This is a genomic window from Streptomyces sp. NPDC002536 (assembly GCF_053594995.1).
In genome coordinates this window covers 16,673-42,229 of sequence record NZ_JBSFWU010000016.1, presented here as the reverse complement: position 1 = coordinate 42,229, position 25,557 = coordinate 16,673, and the positions used below count along the sequence as shown (strand labels likewise).

The window sequence follows — 25,557 nt, the reverse complement described above, 5'->3', positions numbered from 1 at the left end:
CCGCGGTTCCGTTGCGGTCGTCTAGGCTCCGGCGGGGGCACGTCCCCACAAGACTTCGTGGCCGCCCGGCGCACACCCGACGCCCGGCGGTTGGACAGGGAGAAACGACAAGGTGGCAGCACCGAAGAAGGGCCGCAGGTCCCCGGGCGGCCAGGGCAGGCCGGGCAGAGTCCTGGCCTTCATCCTGATCGCCATGGTGGCGCTGACCGGGGGGATGTTCGCCTCCGGGCACACCACGCCGCGGCTGGGCATCGACCTCGCGGGCGGCACCAGCTTCACGCTGGAGGCCAAGAACCAGCCCGGCAGGCCCAACGCGATCAACCAGACCAACATGAACACCGCCGTCGGCATCATCGAGCGGCGTGTCAACGGTCTGGGTGTCTCGGAGGCCGAGGTCCAGACCCAGGGCGGCCGGCACATCATCGTGAACATCCCGCGCGGGACGAACGCGAAGCAGGCCCGCGAGCAGGTGGGCACCACCGCCCAGCTCGGTTTCCGGCCCGTGCTGGTGTCGACCTCCGGCGCCAAGGCCCCCGAGCCCACGCCCAGCGCCTCGGGCGGTGCCAAGGACAAGGGTGACCAGAGCAAGCCCTCCGGCTCGCCCTCGCCGTCCGCGAGCGCCAGCACCCAGGGCCGTGCCGTCACCGACGCCCTGAAGGCCTCCGGTCCCTCGGCGACGCCGTCCGCCTCCGCCTCGCAGGACGGCAAGAGCGACGGCAAGAAGAACGACCAGAAGTCGCCCACGCCCAGCCCGTCCGCCACGGACACGGCCGCCCTGCAGAAGAAGCTCGACGCGGTCGACTGCTCCACCAAGGAGGGCCGCTCCGACGCGGCCAAGGCTGCGGCCAACGCCCTGCCCACCGACCCCATCGTCGCGTGCCGCAAGGACGGCGGGGTCAAGGAGATCCTCGGCCCGGTGGCCGTCGAGGGCACCGGCGTCAGCAGCGCCAACGCCGCCTTCGACAGCCAGACCGGCAAGGGCTGGCTCGTCCAGCTGAAGTTCACCTCGGCCGGCTCCAAGAAGTTCGCCGAGGTCACCGGCCAGCTCGCCAGCAAGGCGCCGCCGCAGAACCAGTTCGCGATCGTCCTCGACGGCGAGGTCGTCTCCGACCCGTCGGTCAGCACCTCGATCGCCGGCGGCCAGGCGGAGATCTCCGGCAACTTCACCCAGCAGAGCGCCCAGGACCTGGCCAACGTGCTGTCCTACGGTGCCCTGCCGCTGTCGTTCGACGTGGTCAACGAGACCTCCGTGACCGCCGCACTCGGCGGTGAGCAGCTGCAGGCCGGTCTGATCGCCGGTGCCATCGGTCTCGCCCTGGTGGTCATCTACCTGGTGGCGTACTACCGCGGTCTCGCGCTCGTCGCCCTCGCCAGCCTCCTGTGCTCGGCGGTCCTCACCTACACGATCATGGTCCTGCTGGGTCCGGCCATCGGCTTCGCGCTGAACCTGCCGGCCGTGTGCGGTGCCATCGTGGCGATCGGCATCACCGCCGACTCGTTCATCGTCTACTTCGAACGCATCCGTGACGAGATCCGCGAGGGCCGCACCCTGCGTCCGGCCGTGGAGCGCGGCTGGCCGCGCGCCCGCCGCACCATCCTCGTCTCGGACTTCGTCTCCTTCCTGGCCGCCGCGGTGCTGTTCATCGTCACCGTCGGCAAGGTGCAGGGCTTCGCGTTCACCCTCGGTCTGACCACGCTGCTCGACGTCGTCGTGGTCTTCCTCTTCACCAAGCCGCTCATGACGATCCTCGCCCGCCGCAAGTTCTTCGCCAACGGCCACCCGTGGTCCGGGCTCGACCCCAAGCGGCTCGGCGCCAAGCCGCCGCTGCGGGCCTCCCGCCGTCGTCCTTCCGCCACCGTCGACCCGAAGGAGGCGTGAGATGTCGCGACTCGGCACTCTCGGCGCCCGGCTCTACCGCGGCGAGGTCGGCTACGACTTCGTCGGCAAGCGGAAGATCTGGTACGGCATCTCGATCCTCATCACCATCACGGCCATCGTCGGCCTGTCGGTGCGCGGCCTGAACATGGGCATCGAGTTCAAGGGCGGCGCGGTCTTCACCACGCCCAAGACCTCCGTCTCGGCGGAGCAGGCCCGGCTGACGGCCCAGAACGCCTCCGGGCACACGGCCACCGTCCAGAAGCTCGGTGACACCACCCTGCGCGTGCAGGTCAGCGAGCTGAGCACGGACCAGTCGCGCAAGACCCAGGAGGCGCTGGCCAAGAAGCTGGACGTCTCGACGAACAAGATCAACACGGACATCGTCGGCCCCAGCTGGGGCGACGAGATCGCCAACAAGGCCTGGACGGGCCTGGGCGTCTTCATGATCCTCGTGGTGATCTACCTGGCGATCGCCTTCGAGTGGCGCATGGCGCTCGCCGCCCTGATCGCCCTGATCCACGACCTCACCATTACCGTCGGCATCTACGCCCTGGTCGGCTTCGAGGTCACCCCGGGCACCGTGATCGGTCTGCTGACCATCCTCGGTTACTCGCTCTACGACACCGTCGTCGTCTTCGACGGTCTCAAGGAGAGCGCGAAGGGCATCACCAAGCAGACCCGCTTCACCTACAGCGAGCTCGCCAACCGCAGCCTCAACGGCACCCTGGTGCGTTCGATCAACACCACGGTGGTCGCCCTGCTGCCGGTCGCCGGACTGCTGTTCATCGGCGGCGGCGTCCTGGGCGCGGGCATGCTCAACGACATCTCCCTCGCCCTGTTCGTCGGCCTCGCGGCCGGTGCCTACTCGTCGATCTTCATCGCCACCCCGCTGGTCGCCGACCTCAAGGAGCGCGACCCGCAGATGCGGGCCCTGTCCAAGCGGGTGCTCGCCCGCCGTGCCGCCGCGGCCGCCAAGGCCGACTCCGGCGAGGGCGCAGGCCTGCAGGACGCCGATGACGACGACGGCGACGAGCCGGAGGACGCGTCCCCGGCCGGTGTCGTCGGACAGCGCCGCCAGGACGGCGGCCGCAGCCGCGGCAATCGCGGCGGCCGTCCCTCGGGGAGGCGCCAGTGAGCGCCGTCCGCCCCGAGGGCAGCGACCAGGAGCTGCGTGACCTGCTGCTCAGCCGCATCACCGACGTCCCCGACTACCCGAAGCCGGGGGTGATGTTCAAGGACATCACCCCCCTGCTCGCCGACGCCACCGCGTTCGGTGCGCTGACCGAGGCCTTCGCCGAGCTGTGCGAGCGCTTCCAGGCGGACAAGATCGTCGGTCTGGAGGCCCGCGGCTTCATCCTGGCGGCCCCCGTGGCCGTCCGGGCCGGCCGCGGCTTCGTCCCCGTCCGCAAGGCGGGCAAGCTGCCCGGCGCGACCCTGGCCCAGGCGTACGAGCTGGAGTACGGAACGGCCGAGATAGAGATACACGCGGACGCGCTGCAGCCCGGCGACCGGGTGCTCGTCATCGACGACGTCCTGGCCACCGGCGGCACGGCCGAGGCCTCGCTGAAGCTGATCCGCCGGGCGGGCGCCCAGGTCGCGGGCGTCGCCATGCTGATGGAGCTCGGCTTCCTGCCGGGCCGGCAGCGTCTGGAGGCCGTCCTGGAGGGCGCGCCGCTGGAGGTCCTGATCACGGTCTGACCGGCCGGTACGGATGTGGAGGCGGGCACCGGGGAGCACCCCGGTGCCCGCCTTCGTCGTCCCCCCGGTCGCCGGGCGAGCGGCGTACCCCCGGCCGGGATCGATACCATGGCAGTCCGGACGTCCGGACCTGATCGGGGGGCCGGACACCCCTGAGGAGTGCTCTTGCCAGACGAGGCCCAGCCGCTCACCGCCGCCCAGCAGGACAAATCGGCTCGCGAGGCCGCGGCGGCCGCGGGCACGCCCACGGGCCGCCCGCAGGGCGCGGACGGGTCCGCGCCGGCTCCCGCCCCGGACGGGCGCGGCGAGAAGTCCGCCGTCGGCGAGGCCCGCCCGGCCCCCGCCCCGGTCCGGTCCGCCCCCGTGCAGGGCCCCGCGCCCCGCCCCGGCTCCTCCAGCCGGGTCCGCGCCCGCCTCGCCCGCCTCGGCGTCCAGCGCCAGAGCCCGTACAACCCCGTGCTCGAACCGTTGCTGCGCATCGTCCGCAGCAACGACCCGAAGGCCGACGTCGCCACCCTGCGCCAGATCGAGCGCGCCTACCAGGTCGCCGAGCGCTGGCACCGCGGCCAGAAGCGCAAGAGCGGCGACCCGTACATCACCCACCCGCTGGCCGTCACCACGATCCTCGCCGAACTGGGCATGGATCCGGCCACGTTGATGGCGGGCCTGCTGCACGACACCGTCGAGGACACCGAGTACGGCCTCGACACCCTGCGCCGCGACTTCGGCGACCAGGTCGCTCTGCTCGTCGACGGCGTCACCAAGCTCGACAAGGTCAAGTTCGGCGAGGCCGCCCAGGCCGAGACCGTGCGCAAGATGGTCGTCGCCATGGCCAAGGACCCGCGCGTCCTGGTCATCAAGCTCGCCGACCGGCTGCACAACATGCGCACCATGCGCTACCTCAAGCGGGAGAAGCAGGAGAAGAAGGCCCGCGAGACGCTGGAGATCTACGCCCCGCTGGCGCACCGGCTGGGCATGAACACCATCAAGTGGGAGCTGGAGGACCTCGCCTTCGCGATCCTCTACCCCAAGATGTACGACGAGATCGTGCGTCTGGTGGCCGAGCGGGCCCCCAAGCGGGACGAGTACCTGGCGACCGTCATCGACGAAGTGCAGTCCGACCTGCGCGCCGCCCGCATCAAGGCCACCGTCACCGGGCGCCCGAAGCACTACTACAGCGTCTACCAGAAGATGATCGTGCGCGGCCGCGACTTCGCCGAGATCTACGACCTGGTGGGCATCCGCGTCCTCGTCGACACCGTCCGCGACTGCTACGCGGCGCTGGGCACCGTCCACGCCCGCTGGAACCCGGTGCCGGGGCGGTTCAAGGACTACATCGCGATGCCCAAGTTCAACATGTACCAGTCGCTGCACACGACGGTCATAGGGCCCAGCGGCAAGCCCGTCGAGCTGCAGATCCGCACCTTCGACATGCACCGCCGCGCTGAGTACGGCATCGCCGCGCACTGGAAGTACAAGCAGGAGGCCGTCGCCGGAGCCTCCAAGATCCGTACCGATGTGCCCAAGCACGCCGGCAAGAACCAGGACACCGTCAACGACATGGCCTGGCTGCGGCAGTTGCTCGACTGGCAGAAGGAGACCGAGGACCCGGGCGAGTTCCTGGAGTCCCTGCGCTTCGACCTCTCCCGCAACGAGGTCTTCGTCTTCACGCCCAAGGGCGACGTCATAGCGCTGCCCGCGGGGGCCACCCCGGTCGACTTCGCCTACGCCGTGCACACCGAGGTCGGCCACCGCACCATAGGCGCGCGGGTCAACGGGCGCCTGGTGCCGCTCGAATCGACCCTGGACAACGGGGACCTGGTGGAGGTCTTCACCTCCAAGGCCCCCGGCGCCGCTCCCTCGCGCGACTGGCTGGGCTTCGTCAAGTCCCCGCGCGCCCGTAACAAGATCCGCGCCTGGTTCTCCAAGGAGCGCCGCGACGAGGCCATCGAGCAGGGCAAGGACGCCATCGCGCGGGCCATGCGCAAGCAGAACCTGCCGATCCAGCGGATCCTGACGGGCGACTCGCTCGTCACCCTCGCGCACGAGATGCGCTACCCCGACATTTCCTCCCTCTACGCCGCCATTGGCGAGGGCCATGTGGCCGCCCAGGGCGTCGTGCAGAAGCTCGTCCAGGCGCTCGGCGGCGAGGACGCGGCAACCGAGGACATCGAGGAGACCGCCCCGATCCGCACCCGCTCCAAGCGCCGTTCCACGGCGGACCCGGGCGTGGTCGTCAAGGGCGTCGACGACGTGTGGGTCAAGCTGGCCCGTTGCTGCACCCCCGTCCCGGGCGACCCCATCATCGGCTTCGTCACCCGCGGCAACGGCATCTCCGTGCACCGCGCCGACTGCGTCAACGTCGACTCGCTCTCCCAGCAGCCCGAGCGGATCATCGACGTCGAGTGGGCGCCCACCCAGTCGTCGGTCTTCCTGGTCGCCATCCAGGTGGAGGCCCTGGACCGGTCGCGGCTGCTGTCGGACGTCACGCGCGTCCTGTCGGACCAGCACGTCAACATCCTCTCCGCGGCCGTGCAGACGTCCCGCGACCGGGTGGCCACCTCGCGCTTCACCTTCGAGATGGGCGACCCCAAGCACCTCGGGCACGTCCTCAAGGCAGTGCGCGGTGTCGAGGGCGTCTACGACGTCTACCGCGTGACCTCGGCCCGCAGACCGTAGGCGGACATGAGTAAGGGGCGCCGGTCGTCGGCCGGCGCCCCTTACTCATGTGCTGACGGCTCAGCCGCCGAACTCCTCAAGACCCTTCAGGGCCTGGTCCAGCAGCGCCTTGCGGCCCTCCAGCTCCTTGGTGAGCTTGTCCGCCTTGGCGGTGTTGCCCGCGGCACGCGCCTTGTCGGCCTGCTCCTGGAGCTTGTCGACGGCGGCCTGGAGCTGTCCGGTCAGACCGGCCGCACGAGCCCGCGCCTCCGGGTTCGTGCGCCGCCACTCCGACTCCTCGGCGTCCTGGATGGCGCGCTCGACCGCATGCATCCGGCTCTCGATCTTCGGCCGGGCGTCCCGCGGCACGTGGCCGATGGCCTCCCAGCGCTCGTTGATCGAACGGAAGGCGGCCCGCGCCCCCTTCAGGTCCGTGACGGGGAGCAGCTTCTCGGCCTCGGCGGCCAGCTCCTCCTTGAGCGTGAGGTTGCCGGCCTGCTCGGCGTCGCGCTCGGCGAAGACCCCGCTGCGGGCCTGGAAGAAGACGTCCTGGGCACCGCGGAAGCGGGCCCACAGCTCGTCCTCGGCCTCGCGCTGGGCGCGGCCCGCGGCCTTCCAGTCCTGCATCAGCTCGCGGTAACGGGCGGCCGTGGGGCCCCAGTCCGTGGAACCCGAGAGCGCCTCGGCCTCGGCGACCAGCTTCTCCTTGGCCTTGCGGGCGTCCTCGCGCTGCGCGTCCAGCGAGGCGAAGTGCGCCTTGCGCCGCTTGGAGAACGCCGAGCGGGCGTGCGAGAAACGGTGCCACAGCTCGTCGTCCGTCTTGCGGTCCAGCCGCGGCAGGCCCTTCCAGGTGTCGACCAGGGCGCGCAGCCGCTCGCCGGCCGACCGCCACTGCTCGCTGGCCGCCAGCTCCTCGGCCTCGGCGACCAGCGTCTCCTTGGCCGTACGGGCTTCCTCGGACTGCTTCGCCTTCGCCGCCTTGCGCTCCTCGCGGCGCGAGTCGACGACCGCGACGAGGGCGTCCAGCCGCTCGCGCAGCGCGGCCAGATCACCGACGGCGTGGTGCTCGTCGACCTGGGTGCGCAGGTGCTCGACGGCGGTCATCGCGTCCTTGGCCGACAGGTCGGTGGTCCTGACCCGTCGCTCGAGGAGGCCGATCTCGACGACCAGGCCGTCGTACTTGCGCTCGAAGTAAGCGAGAGCCTCCTCCGGGGAACCCGCCTGCCACGAGCCGACGACCTTCTCACCGTCGGCGGTACGCACGTACACGGTCCCCGTCTCATCGACGCGGCCCCACGGGTCGCTGCTCACAGCGCCTCCTCCACATGATGCCGGGGCCGGCGTGCGGCCCTCGCGCATCGTCCACAGTTGTTCCGGACGGGGCCGCGCCCCGACCGGTCCGACGGCTTGATCATCTGGGTGCGGGCAGCCGTCGGAGCAGGCACCCTACACAACGCCAACATAGGCGAACGGCGGCCCGGCTGTCCGTATCCCGCGCGACCGAAATTTCGCCTTCCGCGCATCAGGACTTGGTCACGGACGCCTTGTCGATCACCACGGTCGCATTCGGCGCGCCGTCGCCCGCGCCCGACTGCTCACCGGCGCCGGCGATCTTCTTGAGGGTCTTCATGCCCTCCTCGCCGATCGTGCCGAAGGGCGTGTAGTCGGGAGGCAGCGGACTGTCCTGGTAGACCAGGAAGAACTGGCTGCCGCCCGTGTTGCGGCCCTGTCCGGTCTGCGCGTTGTACTGGTTCGCCATCGCGACCGTGCCCGCCGGGTAGACCTTGCCCTTGAGCTTCGCGTCCTTGAGGTTCTCGTCGGGCAGCGTGTAGCCCGGGCCGCCCTGGCCGGTGCCCTTGGGGTCGCCGCACTGCAGGACGTAGATCCCGCCGGTGGTCAGGCGGTGGCACTTGGAGTGGTCGAAGAAGCCCTCGCCGGCGAGGAAGTTGAACGAGTTGACCGTGTGCGGGGCGTTCTCGGCGTCGAGCTTGACGTCGATGGCGCCGCAGGTCGTGTTCAGCTTCATCGCGTACGACGCCGACTTGTCGATGCTCATGTCCGGCTCGGACTTCCACGTCTTCGTGGAGGGCGAGCCCGGCGCCGGCTTGGCGCACGGGTCCGGCTTCGCGGAGGGCGAGGCGTCCGCCGCGGAGTCGGACGTGTCCTTCTTGCCGCTGTCGAAAGCGCCTGCGGCGTACGCGCCGCCACCCGCGGCCAGTACCGCGGCGAGGCCCGCGGCGATCACCGCGTTGCGGCGGCGGGCCTTGCGCCGGGCCTCCTCGCGGCGCTGCTGCTGCCGCTCGAACTTCTCACGGGCGAGCTGCCGTCGCCGCTGCTCGTTACTGACCACCGGGTCGTCTCCTCGTACCGTCTCGTCCGTGACTGTCGGTGTCACTGTCCGTCTGTCGTGCCACTGAGCCGCGAATCGCAGGTGTGTCCGTACCGTATACGGGTTCGCGGCTGCGGGAGTGGCGCCGGTAGGCTCTGAGAGGGCCGGAACCCTTCACCGGGGCTCCCGCCGGATCTCTGCTGGCCGACTTTTAAGGACGAACGTGCTGATTGCCGGGTTCCCCGCCGGGGCCTGGGGGACCAACTGTTACCTGGTCGCCCCGGCCGCAGGCGAGGAGTGCGTGATCATCGACCCGGGCCACCAGGCGGCCCAGGGAGTCGAGGAGACGCTGAAGAAGCATCGGCTCAAGCCCGTCGCCGTCGTCCTCACCCACGGCCATCTCGACCACGTCGCCTCGGTCGTCCCGGTGTGCGGCGCCCATGACGTCCCGGCCTGGATCCACCCCGCCGACCGCTACATGATGAGCGACCCGGAGAAGGCGCTCGGCCGCTCCATCGGGGCGCACCTCATGGGCGAGCTGACGGTGGGGGAGCCGGACGACCTCAAGGAGCTGTCCGACGGCGCCCGCCTCGACCTTGCGGGCCTGGAGCTCACCGTCGCGCACGCACCGGGCCATACCAAGGGGTCGGTGACCTTCCGGCTCCCCGAGACCTCCGAGATCCCCTCGGTGTTCTTCTCGGGCGACCTGTTGTTCGCCGGCTCCATCGGACGCACCGACCTGCCCGGCGGTGACCACGCCGAGATCCTCCAGTCGCTGGCCCGTGTGTGCCTGCCGCTCGACGACTCGACCGTGGTGCTGTCCGGCCACGGCCCCCAGACGACCATCGGCCAGGAGCGCGCCACCAACCCCTTCCTGCGGGAGGTGGCCGCCGGCCCTGGAGCCGTTTCCCCGGCTCCGCGACGAGGAATGTGACGAAAGTTTCCGTGAGCACCTTCAAGGCCCCCAAGGGCACCTACGACCTGACCCCGCCCGACTCCGCGGTCTACCTGGCCGTGCGCGAGGCCATCGCCGCGCCGGTCCGGCGCGCCGGTTACGGCTACATCGAGACCCCCGGCTTCGAGCAGGTCGAGCTGTTCTCCCGCGGCGTCGGCGAGTCCACCGACATCGTGACCAAGGAGATGTACACCCTCACCACGCGCGGCGGCGACGAGCTCGCCCTGCGCCCCGAGGGCACCGCCTCCGTGCTGCGCGCCGCGCTGGAGGCCAACCTCCACAAGGGCGGCAACCTGCCCGTCAAGCTCTGGTACTCCGGCTCGTACTACCGCTACGAGCGCCCGCAGGCCGGCCGCTACCGCCACTTCTCGCAGGTCGGCGCCGAGGCCATCGGCGCCGAGGACCCGGCCCTGGACGCCGAGTTGATCATCCTGGCCGTCGACGCCTACAAGTCGCTGGGCCTGCAGAACTTCCGCCTGCTGCTGAACTCCCTCGGCGACAAGGAGTGCCGCCCCGCCTACCGCGCCGCGCTGCAGGACTTCCTGCGCGGGCTCGACCTGGACGAGGACACCCGCCGCCGCATCGACATCAACCCGCTGCGGGTGCTGGACGACAAGCGCGAGGCCGTGCAGAAGCAGCTCGTGGGCGCCCCCATGCTCCGCGACCACCTGTGCGAGGCCTGCAAGGCCTACCACGAGCAGGTGCGCGAGCTGCTGACCGCGGCGGGCGTCGCCTTCGAGGACGACCCGAAGCTGGTCCGCGGCCTGGACTACTACACCCGGACCACCTTCGAGTTCGTCCACGACGGCCTCGGCTCGCAGTCCGCCGTCGGCGGCGGCGGGCGCTACGACGGCCTGTCCGAGATGATCGGCGGCCCCGCGCTGCCGTCCGTCGGCTGGGCGCTGGGCGTGGACCGCACGGTCCTGGCGCTCAAGGCCGAGGGCATCGAGCTCGAACTGCCCGCTGCCACCCAGGTCTTCGCGGTGCCGCTCGGCGAGGAGGCCCGCACGAAGCTCTTCGGCCTCGTGACGGAGCTGCGCCGCGCGGGCGTCGCCACCGACTTCGCCTTCGGCGGCAAGGGCCTGAAGAACGCCATGAAGTCGGCGAACCGCTCGGGCGCGCGTTTCGCGCTCGTCGCGGGCGAGCGCGACCTGGCGGAGGGTGTGGTGCAGCTCAAGGATCTGGAAAGCGGTGAGCAGCGGCCCGTCGCCTTCGACACCGTCGTGAGTGAACTCCTAGCTGCACAGGGCTGATTGTCAGGCCCCTGAGGCACAATGGGTGCAACGACCGACTGATGGGACCCACGGCACTATGACCACTTCGGCACTGGATCGTTCCGACACCGACGGCGTGGAGCGGGACGGGCCCGCCTCGGGTGCCGTGGGCGGCAGCCGGGCCTTCGCCCTGATGCTGGTGATCACCGGTGCCATGGGCCTGCTGGCGTCGTGGGTCATCACGCTCGACAAGTTCAAGCTGCTCGAGGACCCGAACTTCGTCCCCGGGTGCAGCCTCAACCCCATCGTCTCCTGCGGCAACATCATGTCGAGCCCGCAGGCCAAGGCCTTCGGGTTCCCCAACCCGATGCTGGGGCTCGTGTGTTACGGCGCGATCATCGCGATCGGGCTGGGGCTGCTGTCCGGTGCCCGCTACCGCCGCTGGTACTGGCTGGGGATGGAGGCCGGCTGCCTTTTCGGCGTGGGCTTCGTCTCGTGGCTGCAGTACGAGTCGCTGTACGTCATCGGGTCGCTGTGCCTGTGGTGCTGCCTGGCCTGGGTCGCCACGATCGTGATGTTCTGGTACGTCACCGTGCAGAACGTCCGGCACGGCTTCATCCCTGCTCCGGCCGGGCTCAAGCGGATGCTGCTGGAGTTCCACTGGGTGCTCCCGGTGCTGCACGTCGGCATCATCGGCATGCTGATCCTCACCAAGTGGTGGTGGTTCTGGACGGGCGGCACGGCCTGACCGCCCGCCTCCCTCAGATGTCTTGATCAACGCCGTCGGACCTCCTGGTCCGGCGGCGTTGTCAGTGCTGTGGCTTAGGGTTTCCGGAGTGGAGCCCGACCTGTTCACCGCAGCTGCAGAGGACCGCCAGGAGAAGGACCCGGCCGGCAGTCCCCTGGCCGTCCGTATGCGTCCCCGCTCGCTCGACGAGGTCGTCGGGCAGGGCCATCTCCTCAAGCCCGGCTCGCCCCTGCGGCGGCTGGTGGGGGAGGGCAGCGGCGGTCCCGCCGGGCCGTCCTCGGTGATCCTCTGGGGCCCGCCCGGGATCGGCAAGACCACCCTCGCCTACGTGGTCAGCCAGGCCACCAACAAGCGCTTCGTGGAGCTCTCCGCGATCACCGCCGGCGTCAAGGAGGTCCGGGCCGTCATCGACGGCGCCCGCCGCGCCTCCGGCGGGTACGGCAAGGAGACGGTCCTCTTCCTGGACGAGATCCACCGCTTCAGCAAGGCCCAGCAGGACTCCCTGCTGCCGGCCGTCGAGAACCGCTGGGTCACCCTCATCGCGGCGACCACGGAGAACCCGTACTTCTCGGTCATCTCCCCGCTGCTGTCCCGCTCCCTGCTGCTGACCCTCCAGGCCCTCACGGACGACGACCTGCGCGGCCTCGTCCACCGCGCGCTCACCGACGAGCGGGGGCTCGGCGGCACGGTGACCCTCGGCGCGGACGCGGAGGCGCACCTGCTGCGCATCGCGGGCGGCGACGCCCGGCGTGCCCTCACCGCCCTGGAGGCGGGCGCGGGCTCGGCCATCGCCAAGGGCGAGCCCGAGATCACCCTGGAGACCCTGGAGGACTCCGTCGACCGTGCGGCGGTGAAGTACGACCGCGCCGGCGATCAGCACTACGACGTCGCCAGCGCGCTCATCAAGTCCATCCGCGGCTCGGACGTCGACGCCACGCTGCACTACCTGGCCCGGATGATCGAGGCGGGGGAGGATCCCCGGTTCATCGCCCGCCGGCTGATGATCTCGGCGAGCGAGGACGTCGGCCTGGCCGACCCCACGGCCCTGCAGACGGCCGTGGCCGGCGCCCAGGCCGTGGCGCTCATCGGCTTCCCGGAGGCCCGCATCATCCTGAGCCAGGTCGCTGTGGCGCTGGCCCTCGCGCCGAAGTCGAATGCCGCGTACCTGGCGATCGACGCCGCCCTCGCCGATGTCCGGGCGGGCCTCGCCGGGCCCGTGCCGCCGCACCTGCGCGACGGGCACTACAAGGGCGCGGAGAAGCTGGGGCACGCGCAGGGGTACGTGTATCCGCACGACGTGCCGGGGGGTATCGCCGCGCAGCAGTACGCGCCGGACGCGATCCACGGCAAGCGGTACTACGAGCCGACGCGGTACGGGGCCGAGGCGAGGTATGCCGATGTCGTCGAGCGGGTGCGGGGCCGCTTGCGCGGCGGGGCGGAGGGCTGAGGAAGGGGGCGTGGCCCCCGGTTCCTATTCCAGCGCCGCATCGAACAGCGTGTGCATCGCCCTGCGCAGCCCCGCGATGTCGCGGACCGGCCGCGGGAATTCGAAGCGGGCGTCGAAGGAGCGGTCCGCCGCCGTGCCGCCGCCCCGGGCCCGGGTGAAGCGCACGCGGAGGCCGAAGCGGTCCAGGGCCAGCGGCACGGCGCGGTCGCCCGCGGTGCGGGCCCCCTCGGCCCGCTCGCCCAGCAGGGAGTACAGGCCGAGCACCTGCTCACCGTGGGCCGCGTGCAGGTGCTGCAGCAGCTCCGTCTCGTACTCCGCCAGCGGATCGGCGGCGGCCCGGGCGAACTCCTCCGGCTCGGTCTTCTCCACACCCCACAGGTCGTCCACACAGAGGTCGCCGAGTTCCAGCCGCAGCATCATCCGGCCCGGTTCGGCGACCCCCGGCAGGCAGGTGAGCCAGCCGGAGAGCCAGGCGCGGCCGCGGATCCGGTTGGGCACCGAGACGGGGGCCACGTCGGTCAGCTCCAGCACGGCCGTCAGCTCGTCGTCCACCGCGTGGGTGGCGGCCCGGACGGCGGGGGAGTCGGCGGGGAACACCAGCAGGACCTCGCCGTCGGGGCCCACCGTGCGGGCCTCGGGGACGAGCAGGTCGGGGCGCACGGCGTCGAGGCCGGGGATCAGCAGTGCTTCGGAGCATGTAGTCTGTACGAGAGTTCGTGTGCGCTCGGCTGCTGACGGCATCCGTGCGATTTCAAGTCCGCTGGGACGCGGCTGACCACGATCTGATCGGACCTCCGTCATGTCGACGCCATCGAGCGCGTCGTCCTCTTTCGTGCTGTCCGTGATGTCGCTGGTGTTCCCCGGACGAGACATGCGATCTCCTTGAGTAAGGTGAGCCTAACCTAACCTACAACGGAGGTCTGGAGAACGTGCCTAACCAGTCGCGTCCCAAGGTCAAGAAGTCCCGTGCGCTCGGCATCGCCCTGACGCCGAAGGCCGTCAAGTACTTCGAGGCCCGCCCCTACCCGCCGGGCGAGCACGGCCGTGGCCGCAAGCAGAACTCGGACTACAAGGTCCGTCTGCTCGAGAAGCAGCGTCTGCGCGCCCAGTACGACATCAGCGAGCGCCAGATGGCCCGCGCCTACGACCGCGCCAAGAAGGCCGAGGGCAAGACGGGTGAGGCCCTGGTGGTCGAGCTCGAGCGCCGCCTCGACGCCCTGGTCCTGCGTTCGGGCATCGCCCGCACCATCTACCAGGCCCGCCAGATGGTCGTCCACGGCCACATCGAGGTCAACGGTGGCAAGGTCGACAAGCCGTCCTTCCGCGTCCGTCCCGACGACGTCGTGATGGTCCGCGAGCGCAGCCGCGCCAAGGCCCTCTTCGAGACGGCCCGCGCCGGTGGCTTCGCCGCCGAGGGCGAGACCCCGCGCTACCTCCAGGTCAACCTGGCCGCGCTGGCCTTCCGCCTGGACCGCGAGCCGAACCGCAAGGAGATCCCCGTGATCTGCGACGAGCAGCTCGTCGTCGAGTACTACGCCCGTTGATTCGGCCGTAACACTCTCCTTCTGCTCAGCCCGTCGTCTCTCCGGCCCCTGTGGCCGGCGAGCCGGCGGGCTTGCGCGTTCCCGGAGCTCTTCGCGCAGGCCCCGAGCGCACGGTAATGCGGTGCGGGCCCGCAGGTCCGGCGCGATAAGGTCGGAACCCGACGTTTAGTGAGATGCAACAGCAGGGAGCGGTGCAGCGTGTCCGGTGGAGAAGTGGCCGGGATCCTCGTGGCCGTCTTCTGGGCGATCCTCGTCTCGTTCATCGCCTTGGTGCTGGTCCGCCTCGCGCAGACGCTGAAGGCCGCCACCGCGCTGGTCGCCGAGGTCACCGAGCAGGCCGTGCCGCTGCTGGCCGACGCCTCCGCGACCGTGCGCTCCGCCAACACCCAGCTGGCCCGCGTCGACTCGATCGCCGCGGACGTCCAGGAGGTCACGGCCAACGCCTCGGCGCTGTCCTCGACCGTCTCCTCCGCCTTCGGCGGGCCGCTGGTCAAGGTCGCGGCCTTCGGCTACGGCGTCCGCCGCGCGATGGGCCGCCGCGACCGGGACGCACCGCAGAGCACCGTCTTCGTCGGCAAGAGCCTGCCGTCCGCCCGGCGCGGCAGCCGCCGTACCCGTGGGAAGGGTTGACCCCAGAAATGTTTCGCCGCGCCTTCTGGTTCACCACCGGTGTAGCCGCCGGTGTGTGGGCCACGACCAAGGTCAACCGCACGCTGAACAAGCTCACGCCGGAGAGCCTGGCCCTGCAGGCCGCGGACCGCGCGGTCATCGCAGGCCGCCGGGTCAAGCTCTTCGCGCTGGACGTCGCCGACGGCATGGCACACCGCGAGGCGGCGCTCAAGGACGCGCTCGGGCTGAGCGCGCCGGAGCCGGAGCCCGGGCACCGCGCGCTGCCCGGTCAGCGCCCGCAGGCCGCCCCCGTCCGGCCGCACACCCAGCTCTACTCGCAGCACACCTACAACTCGACCAACTCGACTCGGAATGAGGACCACTGATGGAGTCGGCTGAAATCCGCCGCCGCTGGCTGCGCTTCTTCGAGGAGCGCGGGCACACCGTCGTGCCGTCGGCGTCGCTCATCGCGGACGACCCGACCCTGCTGCTGGTCCCCGCGGGCATGGTGCCCTTCAAGCCCTACTTCCTGGGCGAGGTCAAGCCGCCCTTCCCGCGCGCCACGAGCGTGCAGAAGTGCGTCCGCACGCCGGACATCGAGGAGGTCGGCAAGACCACCCGGCACGGCACGTTCTTCCAGATGTGCGGCAACTTCTCCTTCGGCGACTACTTCAAGGAAGGCGCCATCAAGCTCGCCTGGGAGCTGCTGACGACGCCGGTCGCCGACGGCGGTTTCGGCCTGGAGCCGGAGAAGCTCTGGATCACCGTCTACCAGGACGACGACGAGGCCGAGCAGATCTGGCGGGACGTCGTGGGCGTCCCCGCCGAGCGCATCCAGCGTCTGGGCAAGAAGGACAACTTCTGGTCCATGGGCGTCCCCGGCCCCTGCGGACCCTGCTCCGAGATCAACTACGACCGCGGCCCCGAGTTCGGCGTCGAGGGCGGCCCGGCCGTCAACGACGAGCGGTACGTGGAGATCTGGAACCTGGTCTTCATGCAGTACGAGCGCGGTGAGGGCGCCGGCAAGGAGGAGTTCCCGATCCTCGGGGACCTGCCGAGCAAGAACATCGACACCGGCCTCGGTCTCGAGCGCCTGGCGATGATCCTGCAGGGCGTGCAGAACATGTACGAGACCGACACCCTGCGCGTCGTGATCGACAAGGCCACCGAGCTGACCGGCGTCCGCTACGGCGCCGCCCCGGACTCGGACGTCTCCCTGCGCGTGGTCGCCGACCACATGCGCACCTCCACCATGCTCATCGGCGACGGCGTCACCCCCGGCAACGAGGGCCGCGGCTACGTCCTGCGCCGCATCATGCGCCGCGCCATCCGCAACATGCGCCTGATGGGCGCCACCGGCCCGGTCGTCGGCGAGCTCGTCGACACCGTCATCACGACGATGGGCGAGCAGTACCCGGAGCTGGAGACGGACCGCAAGCGCATCGAGACCGTCGCGCTCGCCGAGGAGGCCGCCTTCCTCAAGACCCTCAAGGCCGGCACCAACATCCTCGACTCGGCCGTCACCGAGACCAAGGCCTCCGGCGGCACCGTCCTGGCCGGCGAGAAGGCCTTCCTGCTCCACGACACCTGGGGCTTCCCGATCGACCTCACCCTCGAGATGGCCGCCGAGCAGGGCCTGTCGGTGGACGAGACCGGTTTCCGCCGCCTGATGAAGGAGCAGCGGGACCGGGCCAAGGCCGATGCCATGGTGAAGAAGAGCGGCCACGCCGACCTCTCCGCCTACCGCATCCTGGCCGACGAGTCCGGCGAGACCGCCTTCACGGGCTACTCCCACACCGAGAACGAGGCCACGGTCGTCGGTCTGCTGGTGGACGGCGTGCCCTCGCCCGCCGCCACCGAGGGCGACGAGATCGAGGTCGTCCTCGACCGCACCCCCTTCTACGCCGAGGGCGGCGGCCAGCTCGCCGACCAGGGCCGGATCAAGCTCGACAACGGCGCGGTCATCGAGGTCCGCGACGTGCAGAAGCCGGTTCCGGGCGTCAGCGTGCACAAGGGTGTCGTCCAGGTCGGCGAGGTCACGCTCGGCGCATCCGCCTACGCCGCCATCGATGTGACGCGCCGTCGGGCCATCGCCCGCGCCCACAGCGCCACCCACCTCACCCACCAGGCGCTGCGCGACGCCCTGGGCCCGACGGCCGCCCAGGCCGGTTCGGAGAACTCGCCCGGCCGCTTCCGCTTCGACTTCGGCTCGCCCGCCGCCGTGCCCGGCAGCGTGCTCACCGACGTCGAGCAGAAGATCAACGAGGTCCTCTCCCATGAACTCGAGGTCCACGCCGAGGTCATGAGCCTGGACGAGGCCAAGAAGGCCGGTGCCATCGCCGAGTTCGGCGAGAAGTACGGCGAGCGCGTGCGCGTCGTGACCATCGGCGACTTCTCCAAGGAGCTGTGCGGCGGTACGCACGTCGCCAACACCGCCCAGCTGGGCCTGGTGAAGCTGCTCGGCGAGTCCTCGATCGGCTCCGGTGTGCGCCGTGTCGAGGCCCTGGTCGGTGCCGACGCCTACAACTTCCTGGCCAAGGAGCACACGGTCGTCGCCCAGCTGACCGAGCTGGTCAAGGGCCGCCCGGAGGAGCTGCCGGAGAAGATCTCCGGGATGCTCGCCAAGCTCCGCGAGGCCGAGAAGGAGATCGAGCGCTTCCGCGCCGAGAAGGTCCTGCAGGCCGCCGCCGGTCTGGCCGAGGGTGCCAAGGACGTCCGCGGCGTGGCCCTGGTGACGGGACAGGTGGCCGACGGCACGGGCGCCGACGACCTGCGCAAGCTGGTCCTCGACGTGCGCGGCCGGATCCAGGGCGGCCGGCCGGCCGTCGTCGCCCTGTTCACGGTGGCCAACGGCCGTCCGCTGACGGTGATCGCCACCAACGACGCCGCCCGCGAGCGCGGTCTGAAGGCCGGCGACCTGGTGCGCACGGCCGCCAAGACCCTCGGCGGCGGTGGCGGCGGCAAGCCGGACGTCGCCCAGGGCGGCGGCCAGAACCCGGAGGCCGTCGGCGAGGCCATGGCCGCCGTCGAGCGTCTCGTCGCGGAAGCGGCCTGATCGCGGTGCGACGCGGCAGGCGTATCGCCGTGGATGTCGGGGACGCCCGGATCGGGGTCGCCTCGTGCGACCCCGACGGGGTCCTCGCCACCCCGGTGGAGACCGTTCCCGGCCGGGACATCCCGCAGGCCCACAAGCGGCTGGCGGCGATCGTCGCCGAGTACGAACCCCTCGAGGTCGTCGTCGGCCTGCCCCGCTCGCTCAGCGGGCGGGAGGGTCCGGCGGCCGCCAAGGTGCGGACCTTCGCCCGGGAGATGGCCCGGCGCATCGCGCCGGTCCCGGTCCGGCTGGTCGACGAGCGGATGACAACCGTCACAGCGGCACAGGGCCTGCGCGCCTCGGGCGTCAGTTCCAAGAAGGGCCGGTCGGTGGTGGATCAGGCCGCAGCCGTGGTGATTCTCCAGAACGCCCTGGAGACCGAGAAGGTCTCGGGGCGTCCCCCGGGCGAGACCGTCGACGTGGTCATCTGATCGCAATACGGTAACGTTCCGCGCGACATGGCAGCTGTTCGAATCTCTGCCGGGCAGGACGAGATATCGGACTTGCGCTCCGCGAGGCATCGAAGAGCGCTCATCGGCTGCCGCTGTGCGGCTCTAGGGGATAGATGACTGAGTACGGCCGGGGTCCCGGCTCCCAACCGTGGCACCCCGAGGATCCCCTGTACGGGGACCAGGGGTACGCCGCGCAGCAGCAGGTGCAGCAGCCCCCCTACGGTCAGCAGCACTACCCCAGTCAGCAGCAGTACGGCTGGGACCCCTCGCAGGACACGGGGGGTCCCTACGCCGCACAGCCCGGCGCGGTCCCGTACACGGAGCAGCACACCGGCCAGTACCCGGTCGGCCACGTGGTGGAGCAGGTGGACCACTACGGCCACACCGACCCCTACCCGCCGCCGCACCAGGAACAGGTGCCGCATCAGGAGCAGGTGCCGCAGCAGCAGACCGCGTACGTGGGCGAGCAGCGCACCGCCGAGGCGGAGCCCGCGGACGACCGGATCTCCCTCTTCGACGACCCGGCCGAGGAGGCCCCGGCAGTCCCCGCCGGGGCCGACGAGGAAGCCGACGAGGCGGCCGGGGGGCGCAAGCGCGGCCGGGAGCGGCGCACCAAGAATCCCAAGAAGCGCCGCAGTGGCACGGCCTGTCTGCTGGTCGCCGTGGTGCTGGTCGGCGGCGTGGGCGGTCTGGGGTACCTGGGGTACGACTACTGGCAGGCCAACTTCGGCCCCGCGCCCGACTTCGAGGGCGAGGGGAACGGCCAGGTCCAGGTGGTGATCCCCAAGGGGTCGAGCCTGACCCAGATGGGCCAGATCCTCGAGAAGAACGGCGTCGTCAAGAGCGCCCGCGGGTTCGCCGAGGCGGCCGACAAGAGCGCCAAGGGCAAGGGCATCCAGCCGGGCACCTACAGCCTGCGCAAGGAGATGTCGGCGCAGGCGGCCATCGAAATGATGAGCGACAACACCAACTTCCTCACCTTCGGCGAGGGCACCCGGGCCGTCGACGTCTACACGTCGATCGACAAGAAGCTCGACCTCAAGCCGGGCACGACCAAGGACGTCGCGAAGGACCAGGCGAAGAACCTGGGGCTGCCGGCCTGGGCGAACGACGACCCGAAGATCAAGGACCCGTTGGAGGGCTTCCTCTTCCCGTCGCAGTACAACGCGGGCAAGGGCACCAAGCCGGAGGACATCCTGCGCCAGATGGTGGCCCGCGCGAAGGAGAACTACGCGCAGCAGGACCTGGACGGCAAGGCCAGGGAACTCGGCCTGAAATCGCCGATGCAGCTCGTCACCGTGGCCAGCCTGGTCCAGGCGGAGGGCGTGACGCACGACGACTTCCGCAAGATGGCGCGGGTCGTCTACAACCGCCTCAAGCCCACCAACACCGAGACGAACGGCAAGCTGCAGTTCGACTCGACCTTCAACTACCTCAAGAACCAGAGCAAGATCAACATCGGCACGGCGGAGATCCACTCCGACCAGGACCCGTACAACACCTATGTGCACAAGGGCCTGCCGCCCGGCCCCATCGGCAACCCGGGCATGGTGGCCCTGCAGGCGGCCATGGATCCGGAGCCGGGGGACTGGTACTACTTCGTCTCCATCGACGGCAGGACGCAGTTCGCCAACACCCTCGCCGAGCACGACAAGCTCGTCCGCGAGTTCAACGACAGCCAGAAAAAGAAGAAGCAGGGATGAGTGACCTGACGCAGCACCGCCGCCGCGCGGCGGTGCTCGGTTCGCCGATCGCCCACTCGCTCTCCCCGGTGCTGCACCGGGCCGCCTATGCGGAACTGGGCCTGCAGGACTGGACGTACGACCGCTTCGAGGTCGACGAGGCCGCGCTGCCCGCGTTCCTGGAGGGGCTCGGCGGCGAGTGGGCCGGGCTGTCGCTGACCATGCCGCTCAAGCGCGCGGTCATCCCGCTGCTGGGCGAGGTCAGCGCCACCGCCCGCTCGGTGGAGGCCGTCAACACCGTCGTGTTCACCGAGGACGGCCGGTGCCTCGGCGACAACACCGACATCCCCGGCATCGCGGCCGCCCTGCGCGAGCGGGGCATCGAGAAGACCGGCTCCGCCGCCGTCCTCGGCGCCGGGGCCACCGCCTCCTCCGCCCTCGCCGCGCTCGCCCGCATCTGCACCGGCGAGGTCACCGTCTACGTCCGCAGCGCGGAGCGCGCCGCTGAGATGCAGCGGTGGGGCGAGCGGCTCGGCGTCGCCGTGCGCACGGCGGACTGGGCGGACGCAGCCGAGGCCTTCGCCGCCCCGCTGGTCGTGGCCACCACCCCCGTCGGCGCCACCGACGCCCTGGCCGCCTCCGTGCCCGAGCGGCCCGGCACGCTCTTCGACGTGCTCTACGAGCCGTGGCCGACCCCGCTGGCCGCCGCGTGGCAGCAGCGCGGCGGTGCGGTCGTCGGCGGCCTGGACCTGCTGGTCCACCAGGCGGTCCTCCAGGTCGAGCAGATGACCGGCCGCGTCCCGGCCCCGCTGGCCGCGATGCGCGCCGCGGGCGAGGCCGCGCTGGCCGCCCGCGGCCGCTGACGGCGTCCCACAACCTGACGCAGTAGGTCCACAACATGGACCGGCAGCCGGGGGAAATCCCGCGGCATGGGAGGATCGGGGGTAGCGGGCCGGGGCCGCTTTCCCGGCTACCGCCGGGAGGTGCCCCCAGGCCGCACCGCCAAGATCCGAGGCGTGAGCAAGAGGAGTCCCGTTGAGCAGGTTGCGCTGGCTGACCGCAGGAGAGTCGCACGGCCCCGCACTCGTGGCGACGTTGGAGGGCCTTCCCGCCGGCGTGCCGATCACCACCGACATGGTGGCGGACCACCTGGCCCGGCGGCGCCTCGGCTATGGACGCGGCGCGCGCATGAAGTTCGAGCGGGACGAGATCACCTTCCTCGGCGGCGTCCGGCACGGCCTCTCCCTCGGCTCCCCGATCGCCGTCATGGTCGGCAACACCGAGTGGCCGAAGTGGGAGCAGGTCATGGCGGCCGACCCGGTCGACCCCGATGTGCTCGCCGCGCTCGCCCGCAACGCCCCGCTCACCCGGCCCCGTCCGGGCCACGCGGACCTGGCGGGCATGCAGAAGTACGGCTTCGACGAGGCCCGGCCGGTGCTGGAGCGGGCCTCGGCCCGGGAGACGGCGGCGCGGGTGGCGCTGGGCGCGGTCGCCCGGTCCTTCCTGAAGGAGACCGCCGGCATCGAGATCGTCTCCCACGTCGTCGAGCTCGCCGCCGCCAAGGCCCCGTACGGCGTGTACCCGAAGCCCTCGGACGTCGAGCGCCTGGACGCCGACCCGGTGCGCTGCCTGGACCCCGAGGCCAGCAAGGCGATGGTCGCCGAGATCGACCAGGCCCACAAGGACGGCGACACCCTCGGCGGCGTCGTCGAGGTCCTGGCCTACGGCGTGCCCGTCGGCCTGGGCTCGCACGTGCACTGGGACCGCCGCCTGGACGCCCGCCTGGCCGCCGCGCTGATGGGTATTCAGGCCATCAAGGGCGTCGAGCTCGGCGACGGCTTCGAGCTGGCGCGGGTGCCCGGCTCCCAGGCGCACGACGAGATCGTGCCCACCGAGGACGGCCTCCGCCGTGCCACCGGCCGCTCCGGCGGCACCGAGGGCGGCCTGTCGACCGGCGAACTGCTGCGCGTGCGCGCCGCGATGAAGCCGATCGCGACCGTGCCGCGGGCGCTGGCCACCGTCGACGTGACCACCGGCGAGCCGGCCCAGGCGCACCACCAGCGCTCCGACGTCTGCGCGGTCCCCGCGGCCGGCATCGTGGCCGAGGCCATGGTGGCGCTGGTGCTGGCCGACGCGGTGGTGGAGAAGTTCGGCGGCGACAGCGTCGCCGAGACCCGCCGCAACGTCCGCGGCTACCTCGACAACCTGGCCGTCAAGTGACACCGGCCGTCGTCCTGGTGGGCCCGCCGGGAGCCGGCAAGTCCACCGTCGGTGCCCTGCTCGCCGAGCGGCTGGGCACCGGCTACCGGGACACCGACGCCGACATCGAGCGGACGGCGGGCAAGACCGTCCCGGAGATCTTCATCGACGAGGGCGAGCCGCACTTCCGCGAGCTGGAGCGGCAGGCCGTGCGCGCCGCCGTGGCCGAGCACCCCGGGGTGCTCGCCCTCGGCGGCGGCGCCGTCATGGACCCCGCCACCCGCGCCCTGCTCACCGGCCTGCCCGTGGTCTTCCTCGACGTCGAACTCGCCGACGCCGTGCACCGCGTGGGCCTGGACGCCCCGCGCCCGCTGCTCGCCGTCAACCCGCGCAAGCGCTGGCGCGAGCTGATGGAACAGCGCCGCCCCCTCTACACCGAGGTCGCCAGGGCCGTCGTGGCCACCGGCGGCCGGGCCCCCGCCGAGGTCGCCGACGCCGTGCTCGAGGCGCTCGGACTCCCCGCCGGCCCCACACCGGACATCACGCAGTGAGGAACCCATGACGGACGCCCCCACCCGCATCCAGGTCGCCGGCAGCGCGGGCACCGCGCCGTACGAGGTCCTGGTCGGGCAGCAGCTGCTGGGCGAGCTGCCCACTCTCGTCGGCCCCGCCAAGCGGGTCGCGGTGCTGCACCCCGAGGCCCTCGCCGCGACCGGCGAGGCGCTGTGCGAGGACCTCGCGGCCCAGGGCTACGAGGCCATCGCCATCCAGGTGCCCAACGCCGAGGAGGCCAAGACCGCCGAGGTCGCGGCCTACTGCTGGAAGGCGCTGGGCCAGTCGAACTTCACCCGCACCGACGTGATCGTCGGCGTCGGCGGCGGTGCCACCACCGACCTGGCCGGCTTCGTCGCCGCCACCTGGCTGCGCGGGGTGCGCTGGATCGCCGTGCCCACCACGGTGCTGGGCATGGTCGACGCGGCCGTCGGCGGCAAGACCGGCATCAACACCGCCGAGGGCAAGAACCTCGTCGGCTCCTTCCACCCGCCGGCCGGGGTGCTGTGCGACCTGGCCGCGCTGGAGTCGCTGCCGGTCCACGACTACGTCAGCGGCCTCGCCGAGATCATCAAGGCGGGCTTCATCGCCGACCCCGCCATCCTGGACCTCATCGAGGCGGACCCCGACGCGGCCCGCACCCCGCACGGCCCGCACACGGCCGAGCTGATCGAGCGCGCCATCCGGGTCAAGGCCGAGGTCGTCTCCGGCGACCTCAAGGAGGCCGGCCGCCGCGAGATCCTCAACTACGGGCACACCCTCGCCCACGCGATCGAGAAGAACGAGCGCTACAACTGGCGGCACGGCGCGGCCGTCGCCGTCGGCATGGTCTTCGCGGCCGAACTGGGCCGGATCGCGGGCCGGTTGGACGATGCGACCGCCGACCGGCACCGCACGGTGCTGCAGGCGGTGGGCCTGCCCGTCACCTACCGCGGTGACCAGTGGCCCAAGCTGCTGGAGACCATGAAGGTCGACAAGAAGACCCGCGGCGACCGGCTGCGCTTCATCGTCCTGGACGGCCTGGCCAAGCCGGCCGTCCTGGAGGCACCGGACCCGGCCATGCTGCTGGCCGCGCACGCGGAGATCGCCGCATGAGCCCCCGTCGGGTTCTCGTGCTCAACGGCCCCAACCTGGGCCGCCTCGGCTCCCGGGAGCCCGACGTCTACGGGTCCACGTCCTACACCGGGCTCGTCAAGGAGTGCACCGAACTCGGCGCCGAGCTCGGGTTCGCCGTCGAGGTGCGGGAGACCAACGACGAGGGCGAGCTGATCCGCTGGCTGCACGAGGCCGCGGACGGCTCGGTCCCCGTCGTCATCAACCCCGGTGCGTTCACGCACTACTCGTACGCCATGCGCGACGCGGCCGCCCAGCGCACCGCGCCGCTCATCGAGGTGCACATCTCCAACCCGTACGCGCGCGAGGAGTTCCGGCACACCTCCGTGATCGCGGCGGTCGCCAGCGGCACCGTCGCGGGGTTCGGCATCGGCTCGTACCGGCTCGCGCTGCGGGCCCTCGCGGACCAACTGGCCTGACCGGCGCGGCGCGTCGGGCACTCGGCGCCCGCCCCGGCCGTTGACCCCACTGCGGCCGGGCGGGCGGGCGCGCTCCGGTACTCTCCCGTCCGGCCGTGTTTGCGGCCCCTTCACCAGACTGGAGTGCCACCGGATGCAGCACGCAGTGGGAGCGCCGCTGCCGCCGCCCCACCCCCCGATGCCGCCGGGCCCCGCCCCGGCGCCCGGCTGGTCCGCGCCCGCGGCCCCTCCGGCGGTGCCGCCGGGACCGCCGCCGTCCCTGCCGTCCCCGCCGCCCGACGGGGCGACCGGGCACTTCGCCCTCGCCCCCGGCCTGCCCGTGCCGCCGCCCGTCGACGCGGCGCACGCCGCCGTGGCGGTGCTGCTCATCGGCCCGGCCGGGGCGGGCAAGACGACGGTCGCCCGGCACTGGGCCGACCGCCGTGCCGTGCCCACCGCCCACATCAGCCTGGACGACGTGCGCGAGTGGGTGCGCTCCGGCTTCGCCGACCCGCAGTCCGGGTGGAACGACAACTCCGAGGCGCAGTACCGCCTCGCCCGCCGCACCTGCGGCTTCGCCGCCCGCAACTTCCTCGCCAACGGCATCTCCTGCATCCTCGACGACGCGGTCTTCCCCGACCGCCCGGTCGTCGGCCTCGGCGGCTGGAAGCGGCACGTCGGCCCCGGCCTGCTGCCGGTCGTCCTGCTGCCGGGCCTGGACGTGGTCCTGGAGCGCAACGCCGAGCGCACCGGGAACCGCCGCCTCGCCGACGAGGAGGTCGCCCGGATCCACGGCCGGATGGCCGGCTGGTACGGCTCGGGGCTGCCGATCATCGACAACTCCCAGCAGGACGTGGCCGCCACGGCCCGGCTCCTGGACGAGGCCGTGGCCCGCGCCCTGGCCGGTGCTGCCGGCCGCTGACGGCCCGAGGCCCGCGGGGGCGCCGGAACCGCCCGGTCGGACGCGCTGAACCGGCCGGTCACCG

The 25,557-nt window shown here is 71.5% G+C and carries 23 protein-coding genes; 20 read left to right on the top strand and 3 right to left on the bottom strand.

Annotation, left to right across the window (positions count from 1 at the left end):
* The first annotated feature begins 112 nt into the window (after positions 1 to 112).
* The 4 genes from secD to ACWD4B_RS08660 all read left to right on the top strand — a co-directional run bounded on the left by secD (position 113) and on the right by ACWD4B_RS08660 (position 6,256).
* Positions 113 to 1,879 carry a protein translocase subunit SecD gene (gene secD / locus ACWD4B_RS08675; RefSeq protein WP_451420110.1) on the top strand — a complete coding sequence of 589 codons (1,767 nt, stop codon included), beginning with the start codon at positions 113 to 115 and terminating at the stop codon, positions 1,877 to 1,879.
* Between the two features lies 1 nt (position 1,880).
* Positions 1,881 to 3,014 (top strand): protein translocase subunit SecF, encoded by a 1,134-nt coding sequence (secF, locus tag ACWD4B_RS08670; RefSeq protein WP_451420109.1) that lies wholly within the window; start codon positions 1,881 to 1,883, stop codon positions 3,012 to 3,014.
* Positions 3,011 to 3,577, top strand: a complete 567-nt coding sequence (locus tag ACWD4B_RS08665) for an adenine phosphoribosyltransferase (protein WP_451420108.1) — start codon at positions 3,011 to 3,013, stop codon at positions 3,575 to 3,577. Before secF ends, ACWD4B_RS08665 begins: the two co-directional genes overlap by 4 nt.
* A 165-nt stretch (positions 3,578 to 3,742) precedes the next feature.
* Positions 3,743 to 6,256 (top strand): RelA/SpoT family protein, encoded by a 2,514-nt coding sequence (locus tag ACWD4B_RS08660; RefSeq protein WP_451420107.1) that lies wholly within the window; start codon positions 3,743 to 3,745, stop codon positions 6,254 to 6,256.
* Between the two features lie 60 nt (positions 6,257 to 6,316).
* Here the strand turns inward: ACWD4B_RS08660 and ACWD4B_RS08655 are convergent, their stop codons facing one another.
* Positions 6,317 to 7,546, bottom strand: a complete 1,230-nt coding sequence (locus ACWD4B_RS08655) for a DUF349 domain-containing protein (protein WP_451420106.1) — start codon at positions 7,544 to 7,546, stop codon at positions 6,317 to 6,319.
* 211 nt (positions 7,547 to 7,757) lie between these two features.
* Positions 7,758 to 8,261, bottom strand: a complete 504-nt coding sequence (locus ACWD4B_RS08650; RefSeq protein WP_451420105.1) for a peptidylprolyl isomerase — start codon at positions 8,259 to 8,261, stop codon at positions 7,758 to 7,760.
* A 526-nt stretch (positions 8,262 to 8,787) separates the two neighbouring features.
* Between ACWD4B_RS08650 and ACWD4B_RS08645 the strand changes: the two genes are divergently transcribed.
* The 4 genes from ACWD4B_RS08645 to ACWD4B_RS08630 all read left to right on the top strand — a co-directional run bounded on the left by ACWD4B_RS08645 (position 8,788) and on the right by ACWD4B_RS08630 (position 12,928).
* On the top strand, positions 8,788 to 9,498 hold the full coding sequence (locus tag ACWD4B_RS08645) for an MBL fold metallo-hydrolase (protein WP_451420104.1): 711 nt from the start codon (positions 8,788 to 8,790) through the stop codon (positions 9,496 to 9,498).
* Between the two features lie 11 nt (positions 9,499 to 9,509).
* Complete coding sequence (gene hisS, locus ACWD4B_RS08640) at positions 9,510 to 10,772, top strand: histidine--tRNA ligase (protein ID WP_451420103.1); 1,263 nt, start codon at positions 9,510 to 9,512, stop codon at positions 10,770 to 10,772.
* A 58-nt stretch (positions 10,773 to 10,830) separates the two neighbouring features.
* Positions 10,831 to 11,481 (top strand): vitamin K epoxide reductase family protein, encoded by a 651-nt coding sequence (locus tag ACWD4B_RS08635; protein WP_451420102.1) that lies wholly within the window; start codon positions 10,831 to 10,833, stop codon positions 11,479 to 11,481.
* Between the two features lie 88 nt (positions 11,482 to 11,569).
* Complete coding sequence (locus ACWD4B_RS08630; RefSeq protein WP_451420101.1) at positions 11,570 to 12,928, top strand: replication-associated recombination protein A; 1,359 nt, start codon at positions 11,570 to 11,572, stop codon at positions 12,926 to 12,928.
* 24 nt (positions 12,929 to 12,952) lie between these two features.
* On the opposite strand, the gene ACWD4B_RS08625 is transcribed toward ACWD4B_RS08630, so the two are convergent.
* A complete protein-coding gene (locus tag ACWD4B_RS08625) occupies positions 12,953 to 13,669 on the bottom strand; it encodes a DUF2470 domain-containing protein (RefSeq protein ID WP_451420147.1) in 717 nt (238 codons plus the stop codon).
* Between the two features lie 188 nt (positions 13,670 to 13,857).
* Between ACWD4B_RS08625 and rpsD the strand changes: the two genes are divergently transcribed.
* The 12 genes from rpsD to ACWD4B_RS08565 all read left to right on the top strand — a co-directional run bounded on the left by rpsD (position 13,858) and on the right by ACWD4B_RS08565 (position 25,493).
* Positions 13,858 to 14,472, top strand: a complete 615-nt coding sequence (rpsD, locus tag ACWD4B_RS08620; RefSeq protein WP_336414362.1) for a 30S ribosomal protein S4 — start codon at positions 13,858 to 13,860, stop codon at positions 14,470 to 14,472.
* A 198-nt stretch (positions 14,473 to 14,670) separates the two neighbouring features.
* A complete protein-coding gene (locus ACWD4B_RS08615; RefSeq protein ID WP_336414363.1) occupies positions 14,671 to 15,102 on the top strand; it encodes a DUF948 domain-containing protein in 432 nt (143 codons plus the stop codon).
* A gap of 8 nt (positions 15,103 to 15,110) precedes the next feature.
* A complete protein-coding gene (locus tag ACWD4B_RS08610) occupies positions 15,111 to 15,467 on the top strand; it encodes a DUF6167 family protein (RefSeq protein ID WP_336414364.1) in 357 nt (118 codons plus the stop codon).
* Positions 15,467 to 18,136, top strand: a complete 2,670-nt coding sequence (gene alaS / locus ACWD4B_RS08605; protein WP_451420100.1) for an alanine--tRNA ligase — start codon at positions 15,467 to 15,469, stop codon at positions 18,134 to 18,136. The genes ACWD4B_RS08610 and alaS overlap by 1 nt, the downstream gene beginning before the upstream one ends.
* A gap of 5 nt (positions 18,137 to 18,141) precedes the next feature.
* The gene (gene ruvX / locus ACWD4B_RS08600) at positions 18,142 to 18,606 is read left to right on the top strand and encodes a Holliday junction resolvase RuvX (RefSeq protein ID WP_336414366.1); all 465 of its coding nucleotides are present in this window, start codon (positions 18,142 to 18,144) and stop codon (positions 18,604 to 18,606) included.
* Positions 18,607 to 18,740: 134 nt separating this feature from the next.
* The gene (mltG, locus tag ACWD4B_RS08595; RefSeq protein WP_451420099.1) at positions 18,741 to 20,330 is read left to right on the top strand and encodes an endolytic transglycosylase MltG; all 1,590 of its coding nucleotides are present in this window, start codon (positions 18,741 to 18,743) and stop codon (positions 20,328 to 20,330) included.
* Positions 20,327 to 21,172, top strand: a complete 846-nt coding sequence (locus tag ACWD4B_RS08590) for a shikimate dehydrogenase (protein WP_451420098.1) — start codon at positions 20,327 to 20,329, stop codon at positions 21,170 to 21,172. Before mltG ends, ACWD4B_RS08590 begins: the two co-directional genes overlap by 4 nt.
* A gap of 172 nt (positions 21,173 to 21,344) precedes the next feature.
* Complete coding sequence (gene aroC, locus ACWD4B_RS08585) at positions 21,345 to 22,529, top strand: chorismate synthase (RefSeq protein ID WP_451420097.1); 1,185 nt, start codon at positions 21,345 to 21,347, stop codon at positions 22,527 to 22,529.
* Positions 22,526 to 23,059 carry a shikimate kinase gene (locus tag ACWD4B_RS08580; protein ID WP_451420096.1) on the top strand — a complete coding sequence of 178 codons (534 nt, stop codon included), beginning with the start codon at positions 22,526 to 22,528 and terminating at the stop codon, positions 23,057 to 23,059. Before aroC ends, ACWD4B_RS08580 begins: the two co-directional genes overlap by 4 nt.
* Positions 23,060 to 23,066: 7 nt before the next feature.
* The gene (gene aroB, locus ACWD4B_RS08575) at positions 23,067 to 24,155 is read left to right on the top strand and encodes a 3-dehydroquinate synthase (protein ID WP_451420095.1); all 1,089 of its coding nucleotides are present in this window, start codon (positions 23,067 to 23,069) and stop codon (positions 24,153 to 24,155) included.
* Complete coding sequence (gene aroQ, locus ACWD4B_RS08570; RefSeq protein ID WP_451420094.1) at positions 24,152 to 24,592, top strand: type II 3-dehydroquinate dehydratase; 441 nt, start codon at positions 24,152 to 24,154, stop codon at positions 24,590 to 24,592. The genes aroB and aroQ overlap by 4 nt, the downstream gene beginning before the upstream one ends.
* 133 nt (positions 24,593 to 24,725) lie before the next feature.
* Positions 24,726 to 25,493: an AAA family ATPase gene (locus tag ACWD4B_RS08565; RefSeq protein WP_451420093.1), complete on the top strand. Its 768-nt coding sequence runs from the start codon at positions 24,726 to 24,728 to the stop codon at positions 25,491 to 25,493.
* Positions 25,494 to 25,557 lie beyond the last annotated feature (64 nt).